This window comes from Sphingopyxis sp. OPL5 (assembly GCF_003797775.2).
In the GTDB taxonomy this organism is placed as follows: domain Bacteria; phylum Pseudomonadota; class Alphaproteobacteria; order Sphingomonadales; family Sphingomonadaceae; genus Sphingopyxis.
In genome coordinates, this window is sequence record NZ_CP060725.1 from 1,893,960 (window position 1) to 1,914,912 (window position 20,953).

A 20,953-nucleotide genomic window follows, 5' to 3' on the forward strand; every position below is an offset into this window, starting at 1 on the left:
ATCCCCTCCCACCCCCCAAGGAGAGACAAGATGACCTATGTAGAAGGATTTGTGCTCGCGGTGCCGACCGCCAACAAGGAAGCCTATCGCAAGCATGCCGCCGACGCCGCGCCCTTGTTCAAGGAGTTCGGCGTCGCGCGCATGGTCGAATGCTGGGGCGACGATGTGCCCGACGGCAAGGTCAACGACTTCAAGGGCGCCGTCCAGGCCAAGCCCGACGAGACCGTCGTGTTCAGCTGGTTCGAATATCCCGACAAGGCGACGCGCGACGCTGCGACCGAAAAGATGATGAACGACCCCCGCATGGCGGCGATGGGCGGCGACATGCCGTTCGACGGCAAACGCATGATCGTCGCCGGCTTCGACTCGCTGCTCGACGACAAAGCCGAAGGCCGCTTCGGTTACGCCGACGGCTATATCGTCCCGGTCCCCGACGCGAACAAGGAAGCCTATCGCAATATGGCAATCAAGGCATCGTCCGTGTTCCGCGACCATGGCGCGACGCGCGTCGTCGAGGCGTGGGGCGACGATGTGTCCGACGGCAAGGTCACCGACTTCAACCGCGCCGCGCACAGGCAGGACGGCGAGAGCGTCGTATTCAGCTGGGTCGAATGGCCCGACAAGGCAACGCGCATGGCGGGCTGGGACAAGGTGATGAAGGATGAGCGGATGCAGCATGATCCGAACGACCAGACCTTCGACGGCAAGCGCATGATCTACGGCGGCTTCGCGCCGATCGTCGAGGCGTGATCGATTTCCTCCCTGTGGCGAAGCCATGGGGAGGTGGCAGCCCGAAGGGCTGACGGAGGGGCTATGACGCACCGTTGCTGCCCCACCACCACCGCTTCGCGGCGGTCCCCCGCCCCATCGCTTCGCGACAGGGTGGATGAAGAGGAGACACCCGATGGCCGGCACGCAAGAGAAAGAAACGCGCATCGCGTCATGCCCCTGCGGCGCGGTGACACTGGAGCTGGCGGGCGAGCCGATCGTCGCGGCGACCTGCTATTGCCATAGCTGCCAGCAAGCCGGGCAGGCGTTCGGCGCCCTGCCCGGCGCACCCGGCGTGGTCGATGCCGATGGCGGCACCCCCTATCTGCTGGTGCGCAAGGACCGCATCGCGTGGATATCGGGAACCGGTCAACTCGACGCGCACCGACTGAAAGCCGATTCGCCGACCCGGCGCTTCGTCGCGCGATGCTGCAACGCGCCGATCGCGTTGGAATTCACCAAGGGCCATTGGCTGAGCATCTATGCCGGACGCATCGCGGAAGATGAGCAGCCACCGGTCGCGATGCGGACGATGACTCAGGACCGTCCCGCCGGCATCGAGTTCAGCGACGACGTGCCAAGTTACGCGACCCATTCGGGCAAGTTCATGTGGAAACTGCTGTCGGCCTGGGCGGCGATGGGATTTCGCGCGCCGCCGGTCGAAAAGACGCGGGGCTGGGTCCGGTAGCAGGGGATGGAGGAGAGCGACATGCACCACATCAGCTATCCCAACGAGAGCGCCGATTACCGGACCGCGCGCAACGCGCTGCTAGATGCCGAGATCGCGCTGCGGCGCCAGATCGAGGCGGTCGCGGCCCAGCGGCGTGCGCTGCCGCCCGGCGGCGCAATCGCCGAGGACTATGTGTTCGAGCGGATCGGCGCCTATCAGCGGCCCGAGACGGTGAGGCTGTCCGAGCTGTTCGGCGATAAACCGACAATCATCCTCTACAGCTTCATGTGGAATGCCGAGCGCGACAAGCCCTGCCCCGGCTGCACCCATATGCTCGATTCGGTCGATGGCGGCGCGCGCTATATCGACGACCGCGCCCCGCTCTATATCGTCGCCAAGTCGCCGATCGCGCGGCTCGTCGAATGGGCGCGCGTGCGCGGTTGGTCGCACCTCACCTTCCTGTCCGACGTCACCACCCGCTATTCGGCCGATTATTTCGGCGACACGCGCAAATTCCCGGCCGCGATGCGCGACGAGCGAAAATTGAAGCCCGGCGAGGAATGGGACGAGACGATCTTCAACGTCTTTCGCAGGGACGGCGACACCGTCCGCCACCACTGGGGCAGCGAGATGGCGTTCGCGCCGTCCGACCCCGGCCAGCACCATCGCGCCGGCGACCTCGTCGATTCGCTGTGGGGCCTGCTCGACATGACCCCCGAAGGTCGCGGGGATTATTTTCCGACCGTCGAAGGAGCAAAAAGATGACCGATGCCTCCAACTTCATCTGGTACGAACTGATGACCCCCGATCCTGAAGCCGCGAAAGCCTTTTACGACCAGGTCGTCGGCTGGACGCTGTCGACCGGGCACGGCGACAACAGCGATTACGGCTTCATCACCCGCAGCGACGGCGGAATGAATGGCGGGGTGCTGCGGCTGTCGTCCGACATGGCGGCGCACGGTGCGCATCCCTGTTGGCTGGGCTATCTTCACGCCGCCGACGTCGATGCCGAAATCGAAGCGATCGAGGCGTCGGGCGGTACGCTGCTGATGCCCGCGCGCGATGTCGAGATGGCGGGCCGGATCGCCATGCTCGCCGATCCGCAGGGCGCCCCCTTCTATATCATGGCGCCGACCCCGCCGCCGGGGATGGAGGGCATGGAGAGCGACGTCTTTTCGGTCACCGAGGCGCAGCATGTGCGGTGGAACGAACTGGCGACGAACGATCCCGACGGCGCCATCGCCTTTTACACCCGCCACTTCGGCTGGGGACAGGAGGGCGAAATGGATATGGGCGAGATGGGGGCCTATCGCTTCATCCAGCGCGGCGAGGTGGGGCTGGGCGCCGTGATGCCGCTGATGCCCGGCATGCCGGCACCGATGTGGACCTATTACATCGGGGTCGACGATATCGACCGGGCGCTGGCCGCGGTAAAAGCCCATGGCGGCACGGTGACCAACGAACCGATGGAAATCCCGGGCGGCGAATATGCGATGAACGCAATCGACCCGCAGGGTGCCGCCTTTGGGCTGGTCGGACCGCGCAAATCATAAACGGCCTCCCCTGAAGGGGAGCAAGCAAGAGGAAGAGGAGAGAGGTGATGACGAATCCCGACCAGAGCCCCACCAGCGGGCTGACCCCGCATATCGCGATCGCCGACAAGCGTGCGAGCGAAGCGATCGATTTCTATGCGAAGGCGTTCGGCGCGACCGAGCGGATGCGCATGCCGGCACAGGATGGCGTGCGATTGATGCACGCGCACCTGCTGGTCAACGGCGCTTCGCTGATGATGCACGATGATTTCCCCGAATATAGCGGCGGGCCGATGGCCCCGCCCACGGGGGTGACGATGCACCTGCACGTCGACGACACCGACGCCTGGTACCATCGCGCGATCGCGGCGGGCGCGACGTCGCAACTCGAACCGCATGATGCTTTCTGGGGGGACCGTTATGCCCAGGTGAAGGATCCGTTCGGACACCTGTGGTCGATTGGGGCACCCATCAAAGGAGAGAAATGATGTCCAATAAAGCAACCCTGTGCCTGTGGTACGACAAGGATGCCGAGGAGGCGGCGACTTTCTATGCCGCGACCTTCCCCGACAGCAAGGTCGGCGGCGTCCACCGTGCGCCTACCGACAACCCGAGCAGCAAGGCAGGCGATGTGTTGACCGTCGATTTCACCGTCCTCGGTTTTCCCTGCATCGGCCTGAATGGCGGGCCGGCGTTCAAACATAGCGAAGCCTTTTCCTTCCAGATCCATACCGACACGCAGGAGGAAACCGACCGGCTGTGGAATGCGATCGTCGGCAATGGCGGCGCCGAAAGCATGTGCGGCTGGTGCAAGGACAAATGGGGTCTCAACTGGCAGATCACCCCGCGCGTTTTGACCGATGTGATGACGAGCGGCGACACCGCGGCCGCCAAGCGCGCGTTCGAGGCGATGATGACGATGAAGAAGATCGACGTCGCCACCATCGAAGCCGCGATAAAAGGCGAAGCGGTTGGCGCGGCGTAGCCCCGCGCTCTTCGCCTGGCTGCTCTGCGGGACGCTCGACATCGTCTATGCGGCGGTGTCGAGCGTGGTGCAGGGCGGCACCGTCTCGTCGATGCTGCACGCCGTCGCCAGCGGGCCGTTCGGTGACGACGCGCGCGCATGGGGGATCGGCGGCGATATCGCGGGACTTGCGACCCATTACGCAATCATGGGGGCAATGGTCGCGACGTGGTTCTTCGTCGCGCGGCGCTGGACGGCGCTGACGACATGGCCGTGGTGGCTCACCGGCACGATCTATGGCCTGATCCTCTACGTCATCATGAACGGAATCGTGCTGCCGCTGCGCTTCGGATCGCCCTTCCCGCCGAACGACCTCGTCAAGGGCGCGATCGCGCTCTTCCCGCATATTTTCTTCGTTGGCTGGCCGCTCGCCTGGCTGACCCGCAAGGATGCTCGCTGATGCTCATTTTCTATGGCCACCCTTTCTCCTCCTACAGCTGGAAGGCGCAGATCGCGCTGTATGAGAAGGGCATCGATTTTGCCTATCGCTCGGTCGATCCCGAATTTCCCGAGCATGGCCCGGAACTGCGGGCCTATTGGCCGATCGGCAAATTCCCGCTGATCGTCCACGACGGCCGGCCCATATTCGAGGCGTCGATCATCATCGAATATCTCGACCATCTGGTGCCCGAACCACAGCTGATCCCTGCGGATTTCGAAGCCGCGCTGAAGGTCCGGCTGCTCGACCGCATCTTCGACAACCATGTTATGGGCCAGATGCAGGAGGTGGTGAACGACGCGATCCGTGGCCCCGACGGCCATGTGCCATCGATCGTCGATGCCGCGAAGGCGAAACTCGACACCATCTATGCCTGGCTCGACAAGGAATTGGCGGGCGGCGGCTGGGCGACACCCGATGGCTTCACCCTCGCCGATTGCGCCGCGGCGCCGTCGCTCTTCTACGCCGACTGGGTGCATCCGATCCCCGCGGCCTATGAGAATCTGCGCGCCTATCGCGCCCGCCTGCTCGCGCACCCCTCGGTCTCGCGCGCGGTCGATGGCGGACGGCCCTATCGCCATTATTTCCCGCTCGGCGCCCCCGACCGCGATTAACCTCTCGCGGCGCACTGTCCCGAAACGGTACGGCAAGGCCCATAGGGTTAACGGGGCGCTGACATTGCCGCTTTGCCATTTGGCAAGCGCCCGCGCGCGAAAGCGGTGGCATGGTTCTGCCATCCGCCCTTGTCCGCACGCTGATCGTCGCCTGCCTCGCGGCGGTGCTGGCGTTCGCGCCGGCGCAGGCGCAGCAGGTCGTGATCACCACGACGGTCACCTGGACCTATACGACGAGCGACGATGACGGGGATGTCCTCGACGAGGATGCCGCACTGCTCGACGACGAGGCCGTCGCGAGCGATGCGGATCTGGGGGCGACGCGGCGCTATGCCCCATCGAGCCAACTCGCGGCGCTCGGCCGGGCGAAGGCGGTCTATGGCCCCTTCTCGGTGATCGACGCGACGACCGTCCGCATGGCGGGCGATGTCGATGGCGCGACGCCGCGCCAGTTCGCGGCGATGCTCGCGGCCTATCCGACGCTCAAGCGGATCGAGATGGTCGATTGCCCCGGCAGCCTCGACGAAGCCGCGAACCTGATCCTCGCCCGCGCGATCCGCCGTCAGGGCATGGAGACGGTGGTGCCCGCAGGCGGGTCGGTGCGATCGGGCGCGGTCGAATTGTGGATGGCGGGGGTCCGGCGCAGCGCCGCCCCCGATGCCGAATTCGGGGTGCACAGCTGGGCCGACGAATATGGCCGCGAGGCGCGCGACTATCCCGCCAGCGACCCGGTGCACGCCGAATATCTGAGTTATTATCGCGAAATGGGACTCGACGACGCCAAGGCGCACGCCTTTTACGCGATGACCAACGCGACGCCGTTCGACGATGTGACCTACCTGACGCGCGACGACATGGCGCGCTACGTCACCCTCAACTGATCTAGCCTTGTAACACGCTGGCGGCTACCCCACATCGCGGGGCATGGCAAAGCGCAGCCTTTACCAGCGATTGCGGTCGACCGCGCAGGTACGCCTCGCCTTGTTCCTGCTCGGCTGCCTGCTGATGCTGCTCGCGCCTTTGCTCGGCCCGCTGCCCGGGCCCGGCTTCATCATCCTCTTCCCGCTCGGCCTCGCGCTCGCGCTGCAGAACAGCGCCTGGGCGAAACGCATCTATGTGCGGTTCAAGCGGCGGCACCCGCGCTATGCCGGCTGGACCGATCGCATCATGCGGCGGGCGAGCGCGGCGCGGCGGCGCGAGCGCGGGATGCTTTCGGGAAGCATCGACACCAATGCCGCCGATCGCCGTCCCAATGGCGATTGATCGGCAAATGCGTTCGGGGACAATTGACTTTCGCCCGAATCCTGCTTATTCGCGCCCCCATCAGTGGCCGCCCACGTTTGGCGGCCCTTTTCTGTTAAAGCCTTTGACGAGAATTAGGGACAACCGCGATGAAGCGTACCTTTCAACCGAGCAACCTCGTGCGCGCCCGTCGCCACGGTTTCCGCGCGCGCAAGGCGACGGTTGGCGGCCGCAAGATTCTCGCCAACCGCCGCGCCCAGGGCCGCAAGAAGCTGTCGGCCTAATCGCCGACGCTGCGCCAGCCACGCTGGTGCGAACCTTAAGTAAACGCAGCGAATTCCTGGCCGCCAACCGCGGCCTTCGCTTTCCTATGCCCGGATTCGTCCTGCTCGTGTTTCCGCGCGGCGACGAAGATGCCGGCATCGGCATCGGCTATACCGTCAGCAAGAAGGTCGGCAACGCCGTCACCCGCAACCGGATGAAGCGCCGGCTGCGGGCGCTGTGCCGCGCCGCACTGCCCGAATCGGGAATCGCGGGGGCCAATCATGTGCTGATCGGCCGGCCCGGCGGCAACGACATCGTCTTTGCCGATCTGGACGAGCAACTGACGACCGCACTGGGCCGCGCCGCGAAGAAGCTGGCGAAATGAAGCCTTCGGCTTCCGTTCTTCCCCGTCCTCACCCCGGACTTGATCCAGGGTCCCGCTTTTCGACGTTGCTGAGCGGAACCCCGGATCAAGTCCGGGGTCACGAAGAGGAAAAAGCGCGATTCGCGAATGAAGTTGCGCAGTTTTCAGGGCTTTCCGCATGATCGCCAAACTACTCATCCTGATCGCGCGCGGCTGGCAACTCGGCCCGTCGCGAATCCTGCCCCCAACCTGCCGCTATGCCCCGTCGTGCAGCGCCTATGCGATCGATGCGCTGCAGAAATATGGCGCGATCAAGGGTGGCTGGATCGCGACAAAGCGGCTATTGCGCTGCCATCCTTGGGGCGGCCACGGCTATGACCCCGTACCATAATCCCTGATTAGACACGAAGAGAGACCAACCGGCGTGGACGACAAGCGTAACTGGATCACGGCATTGTTGCTGTCGGCAGCCATCCTGCTGGGGTGGAACTTCGTCTCCGAGAAATTCTTTCCGACCCCCGACAAGCCCGATGTGACCAAGACGGTCGCCGGGACGACGGCCGCAGTCGGCCCCGCGACGGCGGACCCCGCCCTGCCGGGCCAGCCTGCTGCCGCTCCGGGCGTCCCGGCCGCGCCCGCGATGCAGGTGCTGCGCCCGATCGAAACGGTGCTGGCCGAAGGTCAACGCATTCCGATCGAAACGCCGAAGCTGGCGGGGTCGATCAATCTGGTCGGCGCGCGCATCGACGACATCACGCTGACCAAATATCGCCAGACGATCAAGAAGGATTCGCCGCCGGTGCGCCTGTTCGCGCCCGGCGGCACCAAGGCCGCCTATTTCGCCAGCATCGGCTGGTCGGCGCAAGGCGTCGCGGTTCCGGGTCCGACCACCGTCTGGACCGCGAGCGGCACCAGATTGACCCCGACGACGCCCGTCACACTGAGCTGGAACAACGGCGCCGGGCAGAATTTCCGTATCGAATACAGCGTCGACAAAGATTATCTGATCACCGCCAAACAGACCATCGCCAACACCGGCGCGGCGCCGGTGACGGCCAGCAGCTTTGCGCTGATCGATCGCCTCGGCAAGCCGACCGACCCGCATGAGCAGACGAGCTGGACCAATCACATCGGCCCGACTGGTTTCGTCGACGACAAGTCGGAATTCGACGTCGACTACAAGGATATCGATAAGGGCGAAGCGTTTAAATATGGGTCGGCCGCGTGGCTGGGCTTTACCGACAAATATTGGCTCGCCGCAGTCATTCCAGCCAAGGGCGAACGTGTCACCGCGTCGCTCGCCGCGACCGCCGCAGACAATTACCGGGCCCTTTTTGCGCGCCCCTATACGCAGATCGCTCCCGGCAAGCAGAGCAGCACGACCAGCCGGATCTTCGCCGGTGCGAAGGAAGTGAGCGTGCTCGAGAATTATACCGACAAGGAGGGGATTACCCGCCTGTCGCATGCGATCGACTGGGGCTGGTTCGATTTCTTCGAAATCCCGATCTTCAAACTGCTCGACTGGCTGTTCAAGCAGGTTGGCAATTTCGGCGTCGCGATCATGGCGCTGACGCTGATCATCCGCCTGCTGATGTTCCCGATCGCACAGCGGCAATTCCATTCGATGGCGCAGATGCGCCTGGTACAGCCGAAAATGAAGGCGCTGCAGGAAAAACATAAGGACGACAAGCAGAAGCAGCAGCAGGAGCTGATGAAGCTCTATAAGGACGAAAAGATCAATCCGCTCGCGGGCTGCCTGCCGATCGTCATCCAGATCCCGATTTTCTACGCACTGTACAAGGTGCTGATGCTGACGATCGAAATGCGTCACCAGCCCTTTGTGCTGTGGATCAAGGATCTGTCGGCCCCCGACCCGGCGCATATCCTGAATCTGTTCGGCCTGTTGCCCTTCACCCCGCCGTCGCTGCTGAGCATCGGTGTGCTGGCGGTGATCCTGGGTATCACCATGTGGCTGCAGTTCCGCCTGAACCCCGCCCCGGCCGACCCGGTACAGGCGCAGGTGTTCAAGATCATGCCGTGGATGTTCATGTTCATCATGGCGCCGTTCGCGGCGGGCCTGTTGGTCTACTGGATCACCAACAACATCCTGTCGATCGCGCAGCAGCAATATATGTACAGCAAGTTCCCGGCGCTGAGGACGGCGGTCGCGAAGTGAGCGACGAGCAGCCCGCACCCGGGGTCGATCCCGAGCGCCCCGAGCGTGCGCGCAAGCTGTTCTCGGGGCCGATCGCCTTTTTGAAATCGGCGCCGGCGCTCGAACATCTGCCCGCGCCGTCGATGCCCGAGATCGCCTTTGCCGGCCGCTCGAACGTCGGCAAATCGTCGCTGCTCAACGCGCTGACCAACCGCAACAATCTGGCGCGCACCTCGGTAACGCCGGGGCGGACACAGGAACTCAACTATTTCGACGTCGGCGAGCCGCTGATTTTCCGGCTGGTCGATATGCCCGGCTATGGCTTTGCCAAGGCGCCGAAGGATGTCGTCAAGAAATGGCGTTTCCTGATCAACGACTATCTTCGCGGGCGCGCGGTGCTGAAACGCACGCTGGTGCTGATCGACAGCCGCCACGGGATCAAGGAGGTCGACCGCGACGTGCTCGAGATGCTCGACACCGCGGCGGTGAGCTACCGGATCGTGCTCACCAAGGCCGACAAGGTGAAGGCGACCGAACTCGCCGCGGTGTTGGCGGCGACCGAGGTTGAGGCGCGCAAGCATCCGGCGGCGCACCCGCAAGTGATCGTGACGAGCAGCGAAAAGGGCATGGGCATCGCCGAGCTGCGCACCGCGGTGCTGGAGGCGGTGGAGGTTTGACTTTCGCTCCACTCCCCTTGAGGGAGAGGAAAAGAGGGAGACCCCATGAAACTGTTCATCGGCAATAAGGCCTATTCGAGCTGGAGCCTGCGCGGCTGGCTGGCGGCCAAGCATAGCGGGCTGCCGTTCGAAGAAGTCACCGTCCCGCTGTACGACGAGGATTGGTCGAACCGGCGCGAGGGCGACGAGTTCGCGCCGTCGGGAGGCAAGGTGCCGATCCTGTGGGACGGCGAGGATATCGTCGTCTGGGACAGCCTGGCGATCGTCGATTATCTCGACGAAAAGACCGGCGGCGAGCGCGGCTATTGGCCGACCGATATCGCGGCGCGCGCGATGGCGCGGTCGATGGCGGCCGAGATGCATTCGAGCTTCGCCGCGCTGCGCCGCAACCACAGCATGAATATCCGCCGTATCTATCCGGCGGGTGACCTGCTGCCCGAGGTGCAGGCCGATGTGGTCCGCATCATCCAGATCTGGGCTGAAGCGCGCGCGCGTTTCGGTGGCGAAGGGGACTTTCTGTTCGGCGATTGGTCGGCGGCGGACATGATGTTCGCGCCGGTGGTGACGCGCTTCATCACTTATTCGATCCCGCTGCCGCGCTTTGCCCTGCCCTATTGCCAGGCGGTGATCAGCCATCCGCACATGCAGGAATGGATCGGCGGCGCGCAGGCCGAGGATTGGGTGATCGAGAAGTTCGAAGGGCCGGCGGAGGGCTGAGGTTTCAACGCGATGAACGCGGCGTTCAGCGCAGGGTGCCGGATACGCGGTAGACGCTGTCCATGAAACGCACGCTTATCGCTTCCGTCCTCGCGCTCAGCGCAGCCGTCGTGACCGCCGCCGCCCCCACTGCATCGGAGTGGGAAATCGGCCCGATCATTCGCGGGAAAAACTATTCGGTTGGCATGCCCCTGGCGCCGAAACCCGAGCGCGACGGCTGGTCGTTCGACTTCCCCGTCGGGAGCAAGGCGGCCGGGCATGTCCATTATGTGACCTTCCGCCCCGGATCGCTGGTGGGCAAATCGCGGATCGTCGTGCGTTACCGCATCGACGCGAAGCCCGGCACGCGCTTCGTACCGCAGGCGAACCCCGACCGCGTGGGGACGGTGTCGCTCTATCTCCAGCGGCGGGGCGACAGTTGGAACGCCAAGGGGCGTTATCAATATTATCGCTGGTACGCGCCATCGGCGACGGTGCGCGAGCTGGCGCCGGGGGTGGGTGAAATCAGCGTAGCGCTCGACGATCCGCAATGGATTTCGGTGCTGGGGCAGCCGTCGGCGAACAATCCGGGCGCGATGCAGGACGCGCTCGCCGACATCGAGCGCATCGGGCTGGTGTTCGGGTCGTCGAATGCGCGCGGACACGGCGTCTATGCGACCGCGCCGTCGACCTTCGTGATGACGGGGTTCCGGGTCGACTAGGGAATCCGCTTGGCCGGATAGGGCGTGCCGTCCTTGTGGAAATAACCCTCGGGCGTGAACAGCATGTCGATGTCCGAATAGCCGCCGCCGGTGTCATATTTCGCGCCGCCGCCGAGCGCAACGAGGATGCAGTCGGTCTCGCTTTCGTTGACCAGATGGTGACCGTTGGTGCTGCCCTTGGGCCAGACCGCGATATCGCCGGGGCGCATCGGCCAGCGGCCGTCGTCCTCGACCAGCACCGCCTCGCCCGCGATCATGATGACCATCTCGTCCTCGCCGTCGTGCCAGTGGCGCTGCGACGACATCGCGCCGGGCTTGAGCACGACATGGCTGGCGGCGAAATCGTCGATCCCGGTGACGGGCGCGAGGCGGCGGTACCAGCGGCCCTGCACCGCCGCATCATAGGGCGCGGGATAGCCGGTCGCGTTGGTTTGCGGGATGGCGTCGAGATCAAGCTTAGGCATGGGTCCTCCGCTTCCCTTCTGCCGTTGGCATCGAGCGAAGTCGAGATGCGCCCGCGCCAACGTGTCTCGACTTCGCTCGACACGAACGGGTAAGGGAGCGCCATGACCCATAGCATCGACCCCGTGGACCTCGCCCAGGCGCTGATCGCCGTCCCTTCCGTCACCCCGGCCACGGGCGAGGTGTTTGACGTGCTCGAGGCGGCGCTCACCCCGCTCGGTTTCATGGTCGAGCGCTTCGTCGACGGAATCGAACCCGACGGGCCGGTCGAGAACCTGCTCGCGGTCCGCGAAGGCGCCGGGCCGCGGCATTTCGGCTTTGCCGGGCATCTCGATGTCGTGCCGCCGGGCGTCGGCTGGGCGGGCGACGCCTTTGTCCCCGACGTGCGCGGCGAGCTGCTTTACGGCCGCGGCGCGGTTGACATGAAGGGGTCGATCGCGGCCTTTGTCGCCGCAGCCGCCGCGACACCGGCGAGCGCCGGGACGATCAGCCTGATCATCACCGGCGACGAGGAGGGCCCTGCGATCTTCGGCACCCGCGCGCTGATGGAGCATATGGCGGGGCGCGGGGTGACGCCCGACATGATCGTCGTCGGCGAGCCGACCTCGGTCAACAAGCTGGGCGACATGGTGAAGATCGGGCGGCGCGGGTCGGTCAATATCTGGATCGACGTGCCGGGGACGCAGGGGCATGTCGCTTACCCGCACCTCGCCGACAACCCGATCCCCAAGCTGGTCCGGATCATGGCGGCGATCGACGCCGTGGTGCTCGACGAGGGCAATGACTGGTTCCAGCCGTCGAACATCGAGTTCACCGACGTCGAGGTCGGCAATGGCGCCACCAATGTCATCCCGGCGTCGGCGCGGGCGCGGCTGTCGATCCGCTTCAACGACGCGCACAAGGGCGCCGAACTGATCGCGATGATCGAGCGGATCGCACAGGGCGTCGAACCGAAGGCGAAGGTGCTGGGGAAGGTGTCGGGCGAGGCGTTCCTGACCCCGCCGGGCGATTTGTCGGGGCTGGTCGCCGAAGCGATCCATGCCGAGACCGACATCGTGCCCGAAATGTCGACGACGGGGGGCACGTCCGACGCGCGCTTCCTGCACGCGCTGTGCCCGGTGGTCGAATTCGGGCTGACCAATGCGACGATGCATAAGCTCGACGAGGCGGTCGCGGTGGCGGACCTGCATGCACTCACCGCCATCTATCGCGGGATATTGATGCGCGCCTTTGCCTAGTCGTCGCGGCTGCGGCGCAGGATGACATAGACCGCGCCCGCCCCGCCGTGGCTGATATGCGCGGGACGCAGCGCTACGATCTGGTCGGCATGAGACGAGTAGGCGAGCCAGTCGGGGAGCGAAGCGCGGATCGCACCGCGCGGGCGCGGGTCGCCGTGCATCTGCGGCAGGCGGTCGGCGCCGGGGCGCAGGCGCCCCGCGACGACGAGCAGCACACGCGCGCCGCGGATCAGCCCGCGGTGGATGCTCTCGTCGAGCAAAGTCTGCGCCGAGGCCAGCGTGTGGCCGTGAAGATCGATGCTCATGTCGGGGCGGACGAGCCCCTTGCGCAAGCGGCGGTCCCAATGGCCGTCGAGCGTCGCAGCGCTGTGTATGCGGCGCGGCGGTGGGAGCGGCGCGGGTGGACCCGCGGCAAGGGGTGCGACGGTGCGTGGCGGCGTCTTGGGCGGCTTGACCGTCGGCGGGGCGGCGGCGGCAAGCGGGACGGACTGTCTGGCAATCGGCGTGACCGTCGCTGCCACCCTTTTCCAGAGCGCCGACTCGTCGGGGGCGAGCCGGCGAGCCATCGTCAGCGCCGGATGAGGCGCGCGATGCTGGTGCGCGGCAGGAGGAGCAGCGCCGAGCCGCGTCCCGCCATGCCGCCGGCGATCGCACGCGCGTCGTTGCCGGCGCCCCAGAAGCTGTCGAAACGGTTCGCGCCCCTGATCGCGCCGCCGGTGTCCTGTGCGATCCACAGGCCGTTCGGTTCGGCGCGGTCGAGCGACAGGAAGACAGGGGCGCCGAGCGGCGTATATTTGGGATCGGCAGCGACACTACTGCGTCCCGTTACCGGCACGCCGAGCGCACCGAGGGGCCCGGGACCGACGATCTCGCGGAAAAAGACCCAGCTGGGATTCTCGTTCATTACCGCGGCGCCGCGCACCGGGTCGGCGCGCAGATAGTCGAGGATGCCCTGCATCGAGGTCTGGCCCGACTTGAGTTCACCGCGATCGGCGAGCAGCTTGCCGATGCCAACATAGTCGCGGCCGTTCTGCGTGTCGTAGCCGATGCGCATGACCTCGCCGTCAGGAAGGCGCAGGCGGCCCGAGCCCTGGATCTGCAGGAAGAAGAATTCGGCGGCGTCCGCAGCCCAGGCGATTTCGAGTCCGCGGCCTTCGAGGGCGCCGCGCTCGATCGCCCCGCGGTCGTAATAGCGCACGAGATTGCTGCCCTCGACCCGGCCGCGAATCTTCTTGCCCTTGAGGTCGTCCGAGAATTGGCCGAGATCGACATCGATCAGGTCGGCGGGGCGGCGATAGATGGGGATGTCGTAGCCCGTGCGCTTGGTGCGCGATCCGGCGATTTCGGGCTCGTAATAGCCGGTGACGAAGGCGGTGCCGGCGCCGACCTGTACGGTGCCGAAATAGCGGGTGAAAAAGGCCGCAGCGTCGCTGTCGCGCCAGTCTTTCGCGGCGTTACAGCTGTCATTCCAGTCGGCGTTCTGAGTCAGGCCGCTGACGTCGGCGCGGCGCATGACCGAGGGGCAACTGAGGCGGAAGGCCGCAAGCGCCGCACTCGCCTGCGCCGCCGAGATGCCAAGGTCGGCATATTCGGGACCGACGACCACCCCGGCTTCGGCGGCCGTGATCGCGCTCGCGGGAACGGACGGCGCGGCCAGCGTAGCCCGTGGTGTGGCGGGGATCGGTTTCGCCGCGACCGTGCCGCTCTCCGACGGGCGCGGGGTGTAGGGGCGCGTGGAGCCCGTCGGCGTGGGCGTCGGCGACGAAGTTGGCGCAGGCACGGGGCGCGGCGTGGTTTCGACACGGCCGCCGCCCGCATCGGGAATCACCGACGAACAGGCCGACACGGCGGGCGCGATGGCGAGGAGGGCGAATCCCAGCGCCCGGGTGGTCACGGGACCGGGCATCGCGATCAGGCGGTTTCGGCTTCGTCTAGCAGCCAGTTGGGATCGTTGCTGCCGATCGCGCGGCGGAAGGTCCAATGGTCGTTGGTCTCGCGCGCGTCGATCATCGAGCCGGCGATCATATTGCCCTCAGCATCGCGGGTGATCGCGCTGATGTCGGCGCGATAGTGGACGGTGACGCGCGCCTCGCCGCCCGACAGTTCGACCGCCGTGATCTTTGCCGAATCTATACCGACAAGGCGGTTGTCGAGCCGTTCGCCACGCGCCTCGCGCCCCGCGATCGCTTCGACGAAGCCTTCGTAGCTGTCCTGATCGCACAGGTCACGCAGCGTGTCGCGATCGCCGGTCCAGAAAGCCTCGAGGATCATGCGATAGGCCGCCTCGGCTCCCTCCATGAAACGGCCGGCGTCGAAGCTGCGGTCGGTCGCGAGCAAGGCACGCAGCCCGGCTTCGGCGGCGGGTTCGTAGACGAGGCCAGCGGTGTCGGCGGCGCCCTGCGGCGCCGGGGGCGCATCGGGATCGTCGAGGCGCACCGGTGCGGGAGCGGCACGGTCGTCGCGGCGCGGCAGCACGGGTTCCTGTTCGTGGCCCGTACGCTTGCCGAGCACCGAATAGAGCCGCATGCCGAGAAAGGCGGCAATCATGGCGAGCAGGACGATCGAAATGGCTGTCACGGGCTGAAGTCCAATATGAATATCAAAAAAGTCGAACCGTTACATAGGCTATCGGCGGCCATGTTTCAAATGTCCATGGCCGCAGCCATGCGGGAGGTCAACGCCCGCACAACGCCTGCCACGCCGAAGCGGTTGCGGGGCACGCCCCCCGGGGCTCCCTATGGGCGCCCATTGTGCTGGCGGTCCGCCACTGCTAAGCGGCGCCGCAATCGCCCGTGCCGCCGGATCGACCGATTATGGCGCCGCGGGAGCCAGATGAAGACGACAGGGAAAGCAAGACCGACATGGCCGACGACACCACGCCCGAATTCACCCCCGAAACCCTTTCGAACGGCGAAGACAATTTGCCGGCGATCGGCCTGATCTCGCAATATGTGAAGGATCTGTCGTTCGAGAATCCGAATGCGCCCGCGATCTATCAGGTGCAGGACGCGCCTCAGGTCGACGTCCAGTTCAACATCGGTGCCGACAATGTCGGCGACAATCTGTTCGAAGTGTCGCTGAAGATCGATATCACCTCGAAGAATGCCGAGCTGGTCGGCTTCGTCGTCGAGCTGAAATATGCGGGGCTGTTCGGCGTGCGCAACGTGCCCGACGACCAGCTCCAGCCTTTCTTCCTTGCCGAAGCGCCGCGCATCCTGTTCCCCTTCGCACGCCGGGTCGTCGCGGACGTCGTGCGCGACGGCGGCTTCCCCCCGCTGCTTCTCGAACCCATCGATTTCCACGGCCTGTTTCAGCAGCAAGCGCAGCAGATCGCGGCCGAACAAGCCGGCGAAGCGCCGGTCGGGCAGGCCTGATCGCGCTGAACAACCATCGTCATTGCGAGGGCCGACGGCCCACGGCAATCCAGTGCGGCCCAAAACCGCTCTGGATTGCTTCGCTTCGCTCGCAATGACGCAGTCTATGGATCGCAGATCCACGCTCGCCGGGCGCGCCGCATGAGCAGCCTGGTCAAGAGCGTCGGGACGATCGGCGGGCTGACGATGGTCAGCCGGTTGTTCGGCTTCGCGCGCGACATGCTGCTCGCGCGGGTGCTCGGGGCGGGACTCGCGGCCGACGCCTTCCAGCTCGCCTTCACCCTGCCCAATACCTTTCGCCGGCTGTTCGCCGAGGGCGCCTTTTCGGTCGCCTTCGTGCCGATGTACAGCCGCGCGCTGCACGGAGAGGGCGGCGAGGAAGCGGCGGCGAAATTTGCCGACGATGTGCTCGCGCTGTTCCTGTGGGTGCTGCTGATCTTCTCCGCCGTCGCGATGATCGTGATGCCGGGGATCGTCTGGCTGCTCGCGCGCGAATATCAGACGGTGCCCGGCAAGTTCGAACTCGCCGTCTTCCTGAGCCGCATCACCTTTCCCTATCTCGGGCTGATCAGCCTCGTCGCGATGCTGTCGGGGCTGCTCAACGCGCGCTCGCGTTTCGCGCCCGGCGCGGCGGCCCCGGTGCTGCTCAACATCGTGCTGATCGCGGGCATCTTGATCGGTGCCGAGTTCCGCGGACCGGGCGGCGACGACCGTATCGTCGCGCTCGCGCTCGCGATATCGGTCGCACTCGCGGGGGTCGCCCAGCTCGCCTATCTCTGGTGGTCGGTGCGGCGCGCGGGGCTGAAACTCCACATCCGCCTACCCAAGGTCACCCCCGAGGTGAAGAAGCTGGGCATGCTGATCCTGCCCGCGACCTTTGGTGCCGGAATCTACCAGATCAGCCAGTTCGTCGACACCTTCTTCGCGACCAGTCTGCCGCAGGGGTCGCTGACCCTGCTCAAGCTCGCCGACCGGCTGAACCAGTTGCCGCTCGGTATCGTCGGCATCGCGCTGGGCACGGCGATCCTGCCGATGCTCGCGCGCCATATCCACAGCGACGACGGCGCCGAGGCCCAAAGGCTGCAGGCCAATGCGTTCGAGATCGCGACGCTGCTGACGCTGCCCGCCGCCGCTGCATTGGCAATCTGTGCCCCGGCCTTTACCGCCGCCTTTTTCGTCGGGGGCAAGTTCACCGCCGCCGATGGCGCGCTGATGGCGAATATCGTCGTCGCGCTGGTCGCGGGCCTGCCCGCCTATGTCATCGTCAAGATCCTGAATCCCGGCTTCTTCGCGCGCGAGGATACGCGCACGCCGGTATGGACCGCGCTGGCGTCGCTGATCGTCAATATCGCGATCAACCTCTATGTCGTCGAACGCTATGGCATCGTCGGCCTCGCCGGGGCGACCGCGGTGTCGGCCTCCATCAATTGCCTGTTGCTCTATATCATCCTGCACCGACGCGGCTGGTTCCACTTCACCGCACGGCTCGGCGGGCGCATCCTGCGCCAGCTGGTCGCGGTCGCGGTGATGGCGGCGGCGCTGTGGTGGCTGATGCCGCAGCTTCAGGCCTATTATGCCGGGTCGGTAATCGAGCGGATCGGATCGCTCGGCGCGCTGTGCGCGGTCGGTGGCGTGACCTTCTTTGCCGCCGCTTTCCTGGTCGGCGCGCTTGACAAGGATCTGATCGCCATGCTGACGCGGCGGCGCGCCAAACCGGTGCTTACAGAGGAATAGATCATGCGGACCTTGTCGGGCATCCAGCCCACCGGAAATTTGCACCTGGGCAATTATCTGGGTGCGATCCGCAACTGGGTGCGCATGCAGGACGAGATGGCGGGCGAGAAGCTCTATTTCCTTGCCGACCTGCACGCGATCACCGTCCATAATGATCCCGCCGCGCTGACCGCGAATACGCGCGAGATGGCGGCGGCGCTGATCGCGGCGGGGATCGACCCCGCCAAGGCCATCCTGTTCAACCAGGCGCGCGTGCCCGCGCATGCCGAACTCGGCTGGCTCTTGTTCTGCACCGCGCGGATCGGCTGGCTGAACCGGATGACCCAGTTCAAAGAAAAGTCGGGCAAGAACCGCGAGGGCGCGAGCGTCGGCCTTTACGCCTATCCGGTGCTGCAGGCCGCCGACGTGCTGCTGTACCAGACGACGCACGTCCCCGTCGGCGACGACCAGAAACAGCATCTGGAACTCGCGCGCGACGTCGCGACCAAGTTCAACCTCGACACCGGGACCGAAACCTTCACCCTACCCGATGCGACGATCCCGCCGGCGGCAGCGCGGATCATGAGCCTGCGCGACGGGTCGGCGAAGATGTCGAAGTCGGATCCGAGCGACGCGAGCCGGATCAACCTGGTCGACGATGCCGAGACGATCATGGCGAAGATCCGCAAGGCGAAGACCGATGCCGAGCCGCTGCCGTCAGAAGCGGCGGGGCTGGACGGACGACCCGAGGCGAAAAACCTCGTGTCGATCTATGCCGCGATGGCCGACGAGAGCGTCGATTCGGTGCTGGCGCGTTTTGGCGGGCAGGGTTTCGGCGCGTTCAAGCCAGCGCTCGGCGAACTGCTGGTCGAAACGCTGACCCCGATCGCGACGCGGCTGAACGCGCTGAAGGCCGACACGGCGGCGATCGACGCGGCGCTGGAGGATGGCGCGGCAAGGGCGAAAACGTTGGCACAGCCGACGCTCGACGCAGCCTATGCCGCGCTGGGGCTGTGCCGCTGAGCTTTGATGCCTGGTCCCGCTTGACGTCCGCGATGTGCCTGCCAATAGGGAGGTCGGGGCGACGGGGAGACGGGGCTTGCAATCATATTGTGGGGCAAGGCGATCGATGGCAGCGGGCGTTTTGCTGCTCACCGCCGTACCGGGACCGGCCGCAGCGCAAGCCTGGATCGGATTGATGGTCGGCGACATGATGTCGCGCCAGCAAGCGGCGTTACAGGAACGGGCGTGCATGTCGGGCACGCCGATGCCCGAAACCGAAATCGCCGAGGCGCGGCAACCGGCAACCCGGGTGATGCAAGCCTATTGGGCCAGCGTGGCTGCGGGTGAGCCCGCCAATGTCGGCGTGCAGTTTCATCTCGACAAGAAGAGCCGCTGGACCGCCGCCGGCCAAGCCCCGCGCGGAATGGCCGAGCTGTCCGCTCTTCGCGACCCGTTCGCGGGGCCAGACCGCCGCCTCGAAGACATATCGTTCGTTCGCGCTGGCGACGGCAGTTCGGCGCGTGGCCAATGGCGGCTCCGCGACATCGGCGGTCGGCTGGTCGGAACCTATGTCGCGACCTTCGGCCGCAAATTGGGCGAATGGCGCCTGTCCGAACTGACGCTGGTCCCGCGCGAGACGTTCGTCGAACCGCTGGCACAATATTGCCATAAGCTGGGCGACGTGATGCCTTATCGCCTGTCGTCGACCGAGGCGATCCGGGCCGGATTGGAAAAGCGGGCGGTCAAGGCCGATGCAAAGGCGAAAAGCGCCGAAACCGCGGCAGCGAAGGATAGCAGCTCCAAAGCCAGGGATAAGGCGACGAAGGCGGCCGAAGCCGCCGCGCTGCGCCGCGAGGAACTGGCCCAGGCCGTTTCCGAGGCGGAGAGGGCCAAGGCGGATGCCGAAAGCGCGCGCGAAGCCGAAGCCGCCGCCCGCGCCGCGCACCAGGCGATGCTCGACGCCGAAAAGACGGGTTGAGGGCATGGGTCGCGGGACCGAGCGCCGCCCATGCCGCGCCGGAACTGTCCCACTGAATCTTTGCGCGAGCGGCCTGTTCGGGCAGCAAAATCCTTGTTTTCGATAGAACTGGCCCCATATCGCGAATTGAACCGTCGTGCGATGGAGCGAGTTCAATCAAGGTTAAGCCGCCTCGGCATAGTCATGGTATAAAGAGCGGCCTTTGCGTGCACCGACTCACGGAGCCAAGACGATGATGAACAAGATGAATTTCCGCCGATTGAGCCTCGCAGCGCTGACCGCGGCGACGCTGGCGATCGCCGGCTGCGCGACGCCCTTCAAGGCCGACGTCGCGCGCTTCCAGACCCAGCTTCCCGCGCCGCAGGGTCAGAGCTTCATCGTTGAGGCGGGCAACCCCGCGCTCGCTGGCGGGATCGAGTTCGGCCAGTACGCCAACCTTGTCGCGGGCGAGCTGACGCGCTTCGGCTATCGCCCCGCCGCGCCGGGTGAACGCCCCGATATGGTCGTGCGCATGGGTTACGACATCGACAAGGGCCGCGAACGGGTGCGCAGCACGCCGGGTTTTGGCGACCCCTGGTACGGCGGCTATGGCCGCGGCTTCTATCGTCCGGTGGTGGTTACCGGCCGCGGCGGGCGCCGTTTCGTCTATGGCTATCGCGACCCGTTCCTGTGGGGCGGCTTCGGGCCGGGCTTCGGCTATAACGACGTCGAGAGCTTCACCGTCTATACCAGCGGGCTCGACCTGCAGATCAGCCGCGCGTCAGACGGCTATCGCCTGTTCGAGGGCCGCGCCGAAGCGCAGTCGCGCGATAATAATCTGCAGGCGATCGTCCCGAACCTGGTCGAGGCGATGTTCACCGGCTTTCCCGGCAATTCGGGCGAGAAGGTGCGGATCACGGTGGCACCGCCCGAAAAGAGCTGAGCTCGCCGGTCAACGGTCAAAAAAGGCCCGCCTTCCATCCGGACGGCGGGCCTTTTGTTTGTGGGCAATCCCGGGGACAAGTCCGGGATATGTCTG

General features: G+C 65.7%; 27 protein-coding genes and 1 pseudogene. 24 read left to right on the plus strand and 4 right to left on the minus strand.

Going from position 1 to position 20,953, the window contains the following annotated elements; genetic code table 11:
• Window positions 1-30 precede the first annotated feature (30 nt).
• The 18 genes and pseudogenes from EEB18_RS22695 to EEB18_RS09135 all read left to right on the plus strand — a co-directional run.
• Window positions 31-327 (plus strand): annotated as a pseudogene (locus EEB18_RS22695) (DUF1428 domain-containing protein); the annotation flags it as partial.
• Between the two features lie 18 nt (window positions 328-345).
• Window positions 346-750: a DUF1428 domain-containing protein gene (locus tag EEB18_RS22700; RefSeq protein WP_316248991.1), complete on the plus strand. Its 405-nt coding sequence runs from the start codon at window positions 346-348 to the stop codon at window positions 748-750.
• Window positions 751-904: 154 nt separating this feature from the next.
• Window positions 905-1,456, plus strand: coding sequence for a GFA family protein (locus tag EEB18_RS09060; protein WP_187140082.1), 552 nt, complete (start codon window positions 905-907; stop codon window positions 1,454-1,456).
• A 21-nt stretch (window positions 1,457-1,477) separates the two neighbouring features.
• The gene (locus EEB18_RS09065; protein ID WP_187140081.1) at window positions 1,478-2,203 is read left to right on the plus strand and encodes a DUF899 family protein; all 726 of its coding nucleotides are present in this window, start codon (window positions 1,478-1,480) and stop codon (window positions 2,201-2,203) included.
• Window positions 2,200-2,991, plus strand: coding sequence for a VOC family protein (locus tag EEB18_RS09070; RefSeq protein WP_187140080.1), 792 nt, complete (start codon window positions 2,200-2,202; stop codon window positions 2,989-2,991). Before EEB18_RS09065 ends, EEB18_RS09070 begins: the two co-directional genes overlap by 4 nt.
• Window positions 2,992-3,038: 47 nt before the next feature.
• Entirely contained in the window at window positions 3,039-3,458 is a 420-nt protein-coding gene (locus EEB18_RS09075) for a VOC family protein (RefSeq protein WP_187140079.1), read from the plus strand.
• The gene (locus EEB18_RS09080; protein WP_187140078.1) at window positions 3,458-3,955 is read left to right on the plus strand and encodes a VOC family protein; all 498 of its coding nucleotides are present in this window, start codon (window positions 3,458-3,460) and stop codon (window positions 3,953-3,955) included. The genes EEB18_RS09075 and EEB18_RS09080 overlap by 1 nt, the downstream gene beginning before the upstream one ends.
• Window positions 3,942-4,394, plus strand: coding sequence for a hypothetical protein (locus EEB18_RS09085; RefSeq protein WP_187140077.1), 453 nt, complete (start codon window positions 3,942-3,944; stop codon window positions 4,392-4,394). Before EEB18_RS09080 ends, EEB18_RS09085 begins: the two co-directional genes overlap by 14 nt.
• Window positions 4,394-5,047, plus strand: coding sequence for a glutathione S-transferase family protein (locus tag EEB18_RS09090; protein ID WP_187140076.1), 654 nt, complete (start codon window positions 4,394-4,396; stop codon window positions 5,045-5,047). Before EEB18_RS09085 ends, EEB18_RS09090 begins: the two co-directional genes overlap by 1 nt.
• A 110-nt stretch (window positions 5,048-5,157) precedes the next feature.
• On the plus strand, window positions 5,158-5,928 hold the full coding sequence (locus EEB18_RS09095; RefSeq protein ID WP_187140075.1) for an alpha/beta hydrolase: 771 nt from the start codon (window positions 5,158-5,160) through the stop codon (window positions 5,926-5,928).
• Window positions 5,929-5,971: 43 nt separating this feature from the next.
• The gene (locus EEB18_RS09100; RefSeq protein ID WP_187140074.1) at window positions 5,972-6,310 is read left to right on the plus strand and encodes a hypothetical protein; all 339 of its coding nucleotides are present in this window, start codon (window positions 5,972-5,974) and stop codon (window positions 6,308-6,310) included.
• Window positions 6,311-6,438: 128 nt separating this feature from the next.
• On the plus strand, window positions 6,439-6,573 hold the full coding sequence (rpmH, locus tag EEB18_RS09105) for a 50S ribosomal protein L34 (protein ID WP_039570342.1): 135 nt from the start codon (window positions 6,439-6,441) through the stop codon (window positions 6,571-6,573).
• A 26-nt stretch (window positions 6,574-6,599) separates the two neighbouring features.
• Window positions 6,600-6,938 (plus strand): ribonuclease P protein component, encoded by a 339-nt coding sequence (rnpA, locus tag EEB18_RS09110; RefSeq protein ID WP_187140073.1) that lies wholly within the window; start codon window positions 6,600-6,602, stop codon window positions 6,936-6,938.
• A gap of 157 nt (window positions 6,939-7,095) precedes the next feature.
• Window positions 7,096-7,308 (plus strand): membrane protein insertion efficiency factor YidD, encoded by a 213-nt coding sequence (yidD, locus tag EEB18_RS09115; RefSeq protein ID WP_056344795.1) that lies wholly within the window; start codon window positions 7,096-7,098, stop codon window positions 7,306-7,308.
• 33 nt (window positions 7,309-7,341) lie between these two features.
• Window positions 7,342-9,093 (plus strand): membrane protein insertase YidC, encoded by a 1,752-nt coding sequence (gene yidC / locus EEB18_RS09120; RefSeq protein WP_187140072.1) that lies wholly within the window; start codon window positions 7,342-7,344, stop codon window positions 9,091-9,093.
• A complete protein-coding gene (yihA, locus tag EEB18_RS09125; protein ID WP_187140071.1) occupies window positions 9,090-9,749 on the plus strand; it encodes a ribosome biogenesis GTP-binding protein YihA/YsxC in 660 nt (219 codons plus the stop codon). Before yidC ends, yihA begins: the two co-directional genes overlap by 4 nt.
• 45 nt (window positions 9,750-9,794) lie before the next feature.
• Window positions 9,795-10,466 (plus strand): glutathione S-transferase family protein, encoded by a 672-nt coding sequence (locus tag EEB18_RS09130; RefSeq protein ID WP_187140070.1) that lies wholly within the window; start codon window positions 9,795-9,797, stop codon window positions 10,464-10,466.
• Window positions 10,467-10,528: 62 nt separating this feature from the next.
• A complete protein-coding gene (locus tag EEB18_RS09135) occupies window positions 10,529-11,167 on the plus strand; it encodes a hypothetical protein (RefSeq protein ID WP_187140069.1) in 639 nt (212 codons plus the stop codon).
• Here EEB18_RS09135 and EEB18_RS09140 read toward each other — a convergent pair.
• Window positions 11,164-11,631, minus strand: a complete 468-nt coding sequence (locus EEB18_RS09140; RefSeq protein ID WP_187140068.1) for a cupin domain-containing protein — start codon at window positions 11,629-11,631, stop codon at window positions 11,164-11,166. The genes EEB18_RS09135 and EEB18_RS09140 overlap by 4 nt on opposite strands.
• 102 nt (window positions 11,632-11,733) lie before the next feature.
• Between EEB18_RS09140 and dapE the strand changes: the two genes are divergently transcribed.
• The gene (dapE, locus tag EEB18_RS09145; protein WP_187140067.1) at window positions 11,734-12,867 is read left to right on the plus strand and encodes a succinyl-diaminopimelate desuccinylase; all 1,134 of its coding nucleotides are present in this window, start codon (window positions 11,734-11,736) and stop codon (window positions 12,865-12,867) included.
• Here dapE and EEB18_RS09150 read toward each other — a convergent pair.
• From EEB18_RS09150 to EEB18_RS09160, 3 genes are read right to left on the minus strand one after another with little or no spacing between them, the layout of a single operon-like run.
• A complete protein-coding gene (locus EEB18_RS09150; protein WP_187140066.1) occupies window positions 12,864-13,433 on the minus strand; it encodes a Smr/MutS family protein in 570 nt (189 codons plus the stop codon). The two genes, dapE and EEB18_RS09150, sit on opposite strands and share 4 nt — an antisense overlap.
• A 2-nt stretch (window positions 13,434-13,435) precedes the next feature.
• On the minus strand, window positions 13,436-14,761 hold the full coding sequence (locus EEB18_RS09155) for a murein transglycosylase A (RefSeq protein WP_262408174.1): 1,326 nt from the start codon (window positions 14,759-14,761) through the stop codon (window positions 13,436-13,438).
• 17 nt (window positions 14,762-14,778) lie between these two features.
• Entirely contained in the window at window positions 14,779-15,444 is a 666-nt protein-coding gene (locus EEB18_RS09160) for a Tim44/TimA family putative adaptor protein (RefSeq protein ID WP_187140064.1), read from the minus strand.
• 284 nt (window positions 15,445-15,728) lie between these two features.
• Between EEB18_RS09160 and secB the strand changes: the two genes are divergently transcribed.
• The 5 genes from secB to EEB18_RS09185 all read left to right on the plus strand — a co-directional run bounded on the left by secB (window position 15,729) and on the right by EEB18_RS09185 (window position 20,857).
• Complete coding sequence (secB, locus tag EEB18_RS09165) at window positions 15,729-16,241, plus strand: protein-export chaperone SecB (RefSeq protein ID WP_056347085.1); 513 nt, start codon at window positions 15,729-15,731, stop codon at window positions 16,239-16,241.
• Between the two features lie 141 nt (window positions 16,242-16,382).
• The gene (murJ, locus tag EEB18_RS09170; protein WP_187140063.1) at window positions 16,383-17,975 is read left to right on the plus strand and encodes a murein biosynthesis integral membrane protein MurJ; all 1,593 of its coding nucleotides are present in this window, start codon (window positions 16,383-16,385) and stop codon (window positions 17,973-17,975) included.
• A 3-nt stretch (window positions 17,976-17,978) separates the two neighbouring features.
• Entirely contained in the window at window positions 17,979-18,977 is a 999-nt protein-coding gene (gene trpS / locus EEB18_RS09175) for a tryptophan--tRNA ligase (protein ID WP_187140062.1), read from the plus strand.
• Window positions 18,978-19,083: 106 nt separating this feature from the next.
• Window positions 19,084-19,935, plus strand: a complete 852-nt coding sequence (locus EEB18_RS09180) for a hypothetical protein (protein WP_187140061.1) — start codon at window positions 19,084-19,086, stop codon at window positions 19,933-19,935.
• A 235-nt stretch (window positions 19,936-20,170) separates the two neighbouring features.
• Window positions 20,171-20,857: a DUF4136 domain-containing protein gene (locus tag EEB18_RS09185; protein WP_187140108.1), complete on the plus strand. Its 687-nt coding sequence runs from the start codon at window positions 20,171-20,173 to the stop codon at window positions 20,855-20,857.
• The last annotated feature ends 96 nt before the right edge of the window (window positions 20,858-20,953 follow it).

Bases quoted from the DNA above. Each gene is read 5' to 3' on its own strand.
- EEB18_RS09130 (WP_187140070.1), top strand. From the start codon at position 9,795: ATGAAACTGTTCATCGGCAATAAGGCCTATTCGAGCTGGAGCCTGCGC.
- EEB18_RS09150 (WP_187140066.1), bottom strand. From the start codon at position 13,433: ATGGCTCGCCGGCTCGCCCCCGACGAGTCGGCGCTCTGGAAAAGGGTG.
- EEB18_RS09080 (WP_187140078.1), top strand. From the start codon at position 3,458: ATGTCCAATAAAGCAACCCTGTGCCTGTGGTACGACAAGGATGCCGAG.
- EEB18_RS09100 (WP_187140074.1), top strand. From the start codon at position 5,972: ATGGCAAAGCGCAGCCTTTACCAGCGATTGCGGTCGACCGCGCAGGTA.
- EEB18_RS09140 (WP_187140068.1), bottom strand. From the start codon at position 11,631: ATGCCTAAGCTTGATCTCGACGCCATCCCGCAAACCAACGCGACCGGC.
- EEB18_RS09090 (WP_187140076.1), top strand. From the start codon at position 4,394: ATGCTCATTTTCTATGGCCACCCTTTCTCCTCCTACAGCTGGAAGGCG.
- yidD (WP_056344795.1), top strand. From the start codon at position 7,096: ATGATCGCCAAACTACTCATCCTGATCGCGCGCGGCTGGCAACTCGGC.
- dapE (WP_187140067.1), top strand. From the start codon at position 11,734: ATGACCCATAGCATCGACCCCGTGGACCTCGCCCAGGCGCTGATCGCC.
- EEB18_RS09075 (WP_187140079.1), top strand. From the start codon at position 3,039: ATGACGAATCCCGACCAGAGCCCCACCAGCGGGCTGACCCCGCATATC.
- secB (WP_056347085.1), top strand. From the start codon at position 15,729: ATGGCCGACGACACCACGCCCGAATTCACCCCCGAAACCCTTTCGAAC.
- EEB18_RS09065 (WP_187140081.1), top strand. From the start codon at position 1,478: ATGCACCACATCAGCTATCCCAACGAGAGCGCCGATTACCGGACCGCG.
- EEB18_RS22700 (WP_316248991.1), top strand. From the start codon at position 346: ATGATCGTCGCCGGCTTCGACTCGCTGCTCGACGACAAAGCCGAAGGC.
- EEB18_RS09185 (WP_187140108.1), top strand. From the start codon at position 20,171: ATGAACAAGATGAATTTCCGCCGATTGAGCCTCGCAGCGCTGACCGCG.
- rpmH (WP_039570342.1), top strand. From the start codon at position 6,439: ATGAAGCGTACCTTTCAACCGAGCAACCTCGTGCGCGCCCGTCGCCAC.
- EEB18_RS09095 (WP_187140075.1), top strand. From the start codon at position 5,158: ATGGTTCTGCCATCCGCCCTTGTCCGCACGCTGATCGTCGCCTGCCTC.
- trpS (WP_187140062.1), top strand. From the start codon at position 17,979: ATGCGGACCTTGTCGGGCATCCAGCCCACCGGAAATTTGCACCTGGGC.
- EEB18_RS09070 (WP_187140080.1), top strand. From the start codon at position 2,200: ATGACCGATGCCTCCAACTTCATCTGGTACGAACTGATGACCCCCGAT.
- murJ (WP_187140063.1), top strand. From the start codon at position 16,383: ATGAGCAGCCTGGTCAAGAGCGTCGGGACGATCGGCGGGCTGACGATG.
- EEB18_RS09180 (WP_187140061.1), top strand. From the start codon at position 19,084: ATGGCAGCGGGCGTTTTGCTGCTCACCGCCGTACCGGGACCGGCCGCA.
- EEB18_RS09135 (WP_187140069.1), top strand. From the start codon at position 10,529: ATGAAACGCACGCTTATCGCTTCCGTCCTCGCGCTCAGCGCAGCCGTC.
- EEB18_RS09060 (WP_187140082.1), top strand. From the start codon at position 905: ATGGCCGGCACGCAAGAGAAAGAAACGCGCATCGCGTCATGCCCCTGC.